The following is a 7,024-nucleotide window of genomic DNA, read 5'->3' on the forward strand; positions in this document are numbered from 1 at the left end:
TGCCCGACGGGAGCGTGGCCGAGCTGACCGTGGGCCGGTGGCGGACGCCCGCGGGGCGCGGCGTGGAGGGCACGGGGCTCACGCCGGACGTGAGCGCGGCCACGGGGGCGGCGGAGGGGCGGGCCCGCGAGGTATTGACTGGCCTCGGCACCCCCTCGTAGTGCGAAAATGGAGGGACCATGGCAAAGGAAAAAGGACGCAAGCTGATCGCGCAGAACAAGAAGGCGCGACACGACTACACGATCATCGACACCTACGAGGCCGGGATGGTGCTCACCGGCACGGAGGTGAAGTCGCTGCGGCAGGGGCGGGCCTCGCTCGTGGACGGCTTCGTGCAGATCGACGGCGGCGAGGCGTGGCTGCACAACGTGCACGTTCCCGAGTACTCGCAGGGCACGTGGACGAACCACTCCGCGCGCCGGCGGCGCAAGCTGCTGCTGCACGCCGAGGAGATCGCGAAGCTGGACGCGAAGTCGCAGGAGACGGGGCACACGATCATCCCGCTGGCCCTGTACTTCAAGGACGGGCGCGCGAAGTGCGAGATCGCGCTCGCGAAGGGCAAGCGCGAGTACGACAAGCGCCAGACGCTCCGCGAGAAGCAGGACACGCGCGAGGCGCACCGCGCGATGTCGGCGGCCCGGCGCAAGCAGCGGGCGGCCTGAGCGGGGCCCTGCGCCGGGCGGCGCGGGGCGCTCCCGGGACGGCTCCGCGCGGGCGGGAATGCGCTGGCACGCGACGGCGTTGTTCCCGTACGATGGCGTACGATGGCGTAAGCACCGTACGCGGTGCGTGCGGCCGGAGCCTCGCGGCGACGGCTTTGACAACACCACAAGGGGATGATCGGTTTCGACAGCGGCTGTCGAAACAGGGGAAGCGAGCCGAGGAAGCGGCAATGATCTCGTAAACCATATGTCGCAAAAAATAATCGCCAATACCAAGCGCGATTCCTCCGCCTTCGCCCTTGCTGCCTGATTAGCAGCTAGCGAAGACTCCGCGGAGTGTCAGCCCGGGGCTGTTCCCGACCCGGATCCTGGCATCAGCTAGGGGACTAAACCTCTCACCCCGGTCACGGGGGTAAGAGGGAAATCAAACAGTGACTGAGCCCGTCGGAGACTTGTCCGCGTGATCTCCGGGGCCGAGAAAATCGCAGCGGACTGCGCTCGGAGAAGCCCTCTTTCCGCACCGTTGGACGCGGGTTCGATTCCCGCCATCTCCACTCCCTTTGTGGCCTCCGGCCCGTGACGTTCGCGTCACGGGCCGGAGGCTTTTTCGCGTTCGGGGGCAGAACGCCTGGTGAGGGGCGCGCGGTACCGGGGCGCGGGGCGGCGGCGTGCCCCCTTCCGTGCGACCCCTGCTCCTTTCCGTGCGCCCTATAAAAGTGATGAGCATATTAATTAACTCCTTGGAGTGGCGCAGGTATCCCACGGTGTCGTCCCTCCTGTTCAATGGCTCACGGCGGGATTCCCGTGCGCCCTTGCGCTGCGGAGATTCGCCCGAAAGTGGGGGTTGGGCGGCGCGGGAACGGAAAACATTCCCTCAATCCGCTGCGGAATCCATTTCCGTATTCATTTGATTTTCGTCACGGTTGCACGCTGCCCAACGACGGGCCGGCCGCCGCTGATCGCTGGGGGGTGCGCGATGCGCAGGAGGGAATCCGTCGTGACCGGGTACGGCAGGGCGCTGCTGCGTCTGCTCGCCTATCCCGTGCTGCTCGTCGTCACCGTGCTCGTCGCGGGCTTCGCGCTCGCGCGGGACTGGGACCCGGAGCGGGTCAGCCCGTTCTTCCTCATGGGCGTCGTGCTCTACCTGGCCCTGCTGGAACGCCTCGTCCCGTACGAGCGCGACTGGCAGCCCACCGCCGCCGAGTGGCGCTGGTACGGCGTCTGGTTCGTGCTCACGATGCTCGCGAGCGCCTTCGCGCAGTTCCTCGTCACGGGCCTCATGACGCTCGTGGCGACGGGCCACCCGGCGCTGCCGCTCTGGGCCGAACTGCCCCTGACCCTGCTCGCCGGCTCCCTCGCCGGCTACGTCACCCACCGGCTCGGCCACACCAACCGGCACCTGTGGAAGCTCCACGGCGTGCACCACGTCCCGGCGAAGGTCAACGTGGCGAACAACGGCGTCAACCACGTGCTCGACATCGTCTTCTCCCAGGGCTGCGTGCAACTCCTGCTCGCCGCCGTCGGATTCTCCGCCCACTCCGTGCTCGCCTCCGGGCTCTTCGTCGCGGCCCAGGGCTACTTCATCCACGCCAACATCGACGTCCGCATCGGCCCGTTGAACCACGTCCTGGCCAGCCCCGAGCAGCACCGCCTGCACCACAGCACGCAGCTCGCCGAGGCAGGGCACTACGGCTCCGACCTCTCCGTGTGGGACCACCTCTTCGGCAGCTTCACCTGGCACCCGGGCCGTACGCCCGCCGCCGTAGGGCTCCACGACCCCACGTCCTTCCCGCGGACCGGCGACGTCCTCGGCAGCCTCCTGCACCCCGTACGGCGCTCCCCACGCCCACGGGAGGCGGAGGCCCCCGCCGAGACCCCCGTCGCCCGCACGGACGGCCCCCGGGGCGCCTGAGCGAGACCCGCCCGCCCCCGGCCCTCCGTACCGACGTCCCGATTCCCCACCGCCCCTCCGCCCGTACCACCAGCAGACTTTGCCGCGCCCCGGACCGCTCCCGGAGGACGCGCGAATCCGAGGAGTGTGCCCACATGGCCGCCGCCCGCAGCGAGTCCCCGGCCCCGGGAACCCCGCGCGCTGACACCCCGCAGCCCGCGCAGCACCACCGCGCCACCGCCCAGGACCCGCCCCCGTCCCCCCGCGCCCCGGTCGCGGACGGCGAGAAGGTCGCCATCATCGGGATCGGCTGCCGGCTCCCCGGCGGCGCGGGCGACCACCGCGCCTACTGGCAGAACCTGGTCACCGGCAAGGACTGCGTGACGCCCACGCCCGCCGACCGCTACGACACCACGACGCTCGGCAGCCGCCACCGCGACAAGCCCGGCAGGCTCACCGGCGGACGCGGCGGCTACATCGACGGCTTCGACCGCTTCGAGCCCGCCTTCTTCGGGATCAGCGGGCGCGAGGCCGACCACATGGACCCCCAGCAGCGCAAGCTCCTGGAGGTCGCCTGGGAGGCCCTGGAGGACGGCGGGCAGCGCCCGCAGACCCTCGTCGGCTCCAACACGGCCGTCTACGTGGGCGCGTTCACACTCGACTACAAGATCCTCCAGTTCGCCGACCTCGGCTTCGAGACACTCGCCGCGCACACCGCGACGGGCACGATGATGACGATGGTCTCGAACCGCATCTCGCACGTCTTCGACTTCCGCGGCCCGAGCCTCACCGTCGACACGGCGTGCAGCTCCTCGCTCGTCACCGTCCACCTCGCCCGCCAGGCGCTCCTGCGCGGCGAGACCGACCTCGCCCTCGCGGGCGGCGTGCTGCTGCACATGACCCCGCAGTACACGATCGCCGAGACCAAGGGCGGTTTCCTCTCGCGCAGCGGGAGTTCCCGCGCCTTCGACGCGAGCGCCGAGGGGTACGTACGGGCCGAGGGCGTCGGGCTCGTCGCGCTCAAGCGGCTCTCGGACGCGCTGCGCGACGGCGACCCGATCCACGCCGTCCTCACCGGCAGCGGCGTCAACCAGGACGGCCGCACACCCGGCATCACCGTGCCGAGCGGCGAGGCGCAGACCCGTCTCGTACGGGAGGTGTGCGCGGACGCCGGGATCGCGCCCGGGCAGCTCCAGTACGTCGAGGCGCACGGCACCTCCACCCCGGTCGGCGACCCGATCGAGGCGAACGCCCTCGCGCGGGTGCTCGCCGAGGGCCGCGCCCCCGGCGCCGCCTGCTACGTCGGCTCCGTCAAGACGAACATCGGGCACACCGAGTCGGCCGCCGGGATCGCCGGGCTCATCAAGACCGCGCTCGCCGTCGAACACAAGGTCATCCCGCCGCACCTGCACCTCGACACGCTCAACCCCGCGATCGACGCCGACAGCCTCCCGTACGAGATCCCCGCCGTCCCCACCCCCTGGCCCGCGCACGAGGGCCCGGCCCGGGCGGGCGTGAACTCCTTCGGCTTCGGCGGGACGAACGCGCACCTCATCATCGAGGAGGCCCCGGCGCGCCCCACCCCCGGGCCCGCCCCCGCCGCGCGCCCCTGGACCGTGCTGCCGCTCAGCACCCGCCACCCCGAGGCGCTGGCGCGCAAGGCGGCGCAGGTACGGGCCGAACTGGACGAGGACGTGGCGCTCGCCGACCTCGGGCACACCCTCGCGCACCGCAGGCAGCACCTGGAGTCGCGGCTCGCCGTCGTCCACTCCTCCCGCGAGTCGCTGCGCGAGGCCCTCGACGCGTACGCGGCGGGCAACCCGCACCCGCGCGTCGTCGAGAACCGGCGCCTGGAGCCCGAGGACCGGCGGCTCGTGTGGGTCTACACCGGGATGGGCCCGCAGTGGTGGGGCATGGGGCAGGGGCTGCTCGCGAGCGAACCCGTCTTCCGGGCCGCCGTCGAGGAGTGCGACCGGGAGATCCGCGAGATCGCGGGCTGGTCGCTCCTGGACGAGATGGGCAAGGACGCCGACTCCTCCCGGATGGCGGAGACGTGGCTCGCCCAGCCCGCCAACTTCGCAGTGCAGTACGGGCTTTCGCGCCTCTGGCACTCGTACGGGGTGCGGCCCGAGGCGATCGTCGGGCACAGCACGGGCGAGATCGCCGCCTTCCACGAGGCCGGGGTCTACACGCTGCGCGAGGCGTGCGTCATCGCCGTCCACCGCAGCCGCCTCCAGCACAAGCTCGCCGGGACCGGCGGCATGCTCGCCGTGGGGCTCCCCGAGGAGGAGGCCGAGCGCAGACTGCGCCAGTACCGGGGACGCGTGGCCGTCGCGGCCGTGAACAGCCCCGGCGCGGTGACTCTCGCGGGCGACACGGACGCGCTGGAGGAACTGGCCGCGCGGCTCACCGAGGAACAGGTCTTCGCCAAGGCGCTGACTGTCGAAGTCCCTTACCACTCGCACAAGATGGACGCGATCAAGGACGAACTCCTCGACTCGCTCGCCTTCCTGGACCCGCAGGCGCCCCGGGTCCCGCTGGAACTCACCGGGATGGAGTCGAACGCGGACGGTGTCCGGCTCGACGCCGCCTACTGGTGGCGCAACGTGCGCGAGCGCGTCCACTTCCGCTCCGCCGTCGACCGCCTCGCCCGCGACGGGCACCGGCTCTTCCTGGAGATCGGCCCCCACCCCGCGCTCGCCCACTCGCTGCGCGAGTGCGCCGAGGCCACCGGGCACGAGGCCGTCACCGTGCCCTCGATCCGCCGCGCCGAGGACGAGCCCGAGCGCTTCGCCGTCTCCCTCGCGACCCTGCACACCCTCGGCCGCCCCATCGACTGGGACGCGCTCCAGCCCGCCGGGACGACGGTGCCGCTGCCCGCCTACCCCTGGCGCGACGAGCGGCACTGGGTCGAGCCCGCCAACGTCGCCCGCGTGCGCCTCGGACAGCTCGACCACCCGCTCCTCGGCCGCCGCAGCGCGCACGCCGCGCCCACCTGGGAGTCCGCGCTCGACACCGAGCGGCTCCCGTACCTCGCCGATCACCAGATCCAGGGCACCGCGGTCTTCCCGGCCGCCGGGTACGTGGAGATGGCCGCGCAGGCCGTACGCGCCCTGACCGGCGCGCCGCGCGTCCGCCTCGCCGGGATCGACCTGCGCAAGGCGCTCTTCCTCGCCGAGGACGCCACGAGCACCGTGCAGCTCAGCGTCGACCCCGAGACGGCCGCGTTCACGATCGCGACCCCCGGGGACGCGGACACCGAGCCCGTCGTGCACGCGGCCGGGGTGCTGCGCTCCGGACAGCCCGCCTCGCTGGGACCCGTGCTCGACGCCGCCGGGATCCGGGCGCGCGCGGAGCGCCGTCTCGACGCGGAGACCTGCTACGCGGGACTCGCGGCGCTCGGCTACCACTACGGGCCCGCCTTCCAGGCCATCGAGGAGGTGTGGACGGGCGCGGGCGAAGTGCTCGCGAAGGTACGCCCGCCCGCCGGGCTCCTCGGCCCGGACGCCGGGGAGCACCACCTGCACCCGGTCCTGCTCGACGCCTGCTTCCAGGCGCTGCTCACGCGGCAGATCCCGGACGGCGCGGAGGAGACCGCCCCCGCCTCCGGGGTGCGGCTCCCGCTCTCGCTCGGCGACGTCGACCTCGCCGCGAGCGGCGACCGGGCGCTGTGGGTGCACGGCACGGTCACCCGGGACGACGGGCAAGAACTCCTCGCCGACCTCGCGCTGTACGACGCCGGGGACGGCACCCCGCTCGGACGCGTGACCGGCTTCCGCGCCGCCGACATCGACCAGGTCTCCACCACGGTGTCCCGCACGACCGTGGACTCCTGGCTCGCGGTACCGGAGTGGGTGCCGCTGCCGGGGCTCGACGAAACGCCGGAGGAGACGGACGCACGGACCTCCGAGGGCGGTGCGCGGATCTCCGAACCCGGTGCGCGGGCCTCCGAGGCCGGTGCGCCGAGCCCGCGCGACTGGCTCGTGCTCGCCGACACCACCGGCCTCGCCGACGCCTTCGCGGCGCTCGTCCGCGCACGGGGCGATCGCTGCCGGCTCGTACGGCCCGGGACGGAGTACGCGCGGGACGAGACCGGGGACGTGACACTCGCCCCCGAGGACCCCGTGCACCTGGACCGGCTCTTCGCCGAACTCGACGGCGAGGGAGCCCCGTTCCGGGGCGAGCTCGTGCACCTGTGGAACCTCGGGCACCCGGAGTTCGCCGGGGTCTCCGGCACGGACGTCGGGACGGCGACCGCGCGCGGCGCCTGGACCCTCGTCGCCCTCGCCCGCCTCCTGCGCGCCCGCCGCGACACGTGCCGCCTGCACGTCGTGACGCGCGGCGCGCAGCCCGTCGCCCCCCGCGACAGCGTGGAACCGCTCGGCGCGCCCGCCTGGGGCGTCGCCCGCGTCCTGCGCCACCAGGAACTCGCCGGACACCGGGGCAAGCTCGTCGACCTCGACCCCGCGCG

At 72.8% G+C, this 7,024-nt stretch carries 3 protein-coding genes, 1 other RNA gene and 1 pseudogene; all 5 read left to right on the forward strand.

Annotated features, from left to right (window positions below; translation table 11 throughout):
- Positions 1–161, forward strand: a pseudogene (locus tag G3I42_RS37820) (peptidase S41); the annotation flags it as partial.
- Between the two features lie 18 nt (positions 162–179).
- On the forward strand, positions 180–662 hold the full coding sequence (gene smpB, locus G3I42_RS25070) for an SsrA-binding protein SmpB (protein ID WP_007822904.1): 483 nt from the start codon (positions 180–182) through the stop codon (positions 660–662).
- A gap of 170 nt (positions 663–832) precedes the next feature.
- Positions 833–1,219: a transfer-messenger RNA gene (ssrA, locus tag G3I42_RS25075) on the forward strand.
- A 419-nt stretch (positions 1,220–1,638) separates the two neighbouring features.
- Positions 1,639–2,574 carry a sterol desaturase family protein gene (locus G3I42_RS25080; RefSeq protein ID WP_203607308.1) on the forward strand — a complete coding sequence of 312 codons (936 nt, stop codon included), beginning with the start codon at positions 1,639–1,641 and terminating at the stop codon, positions 2,572–2,574.
- 134 nt (positions 2,575–2,708) lie between these two features.
- Positions 2,709–7,024, forward strand: a 4,316-nt coding sequence (locus G3I42_RS25085; RefSeq protein WP_164289556.1) for a type I polyketide synthase, incomplete at its 3' end; no start/stop codon positions are given.

It is taken from the genome of Streptomyces sp. SID11385 (genome assembly GCF_010548245.1).
Taxonomy (GTDB): Bacteria; Actinomycetota; Actinomycetes; order Streptomycetales; family Streptomycetaceae; genus Streptomyces.

Bases quoted from the DNA above. Each gene is read 5' to 3' on its own strand.
- smpB (WP_007822904.1), top strand. From the start codon at position 180: ATGGCAAAGGAAAAAGGACGCAAGCTGATCGCGCAGAACAAGAAGGCG.
- G3I42_RS25080 (WP_203607308.1), top strand. From the start codon at position 1,639: ATGCGCAGGAGGGAATCCGTCGTGACCGGGTACGGCAGGGCGCTGCTG.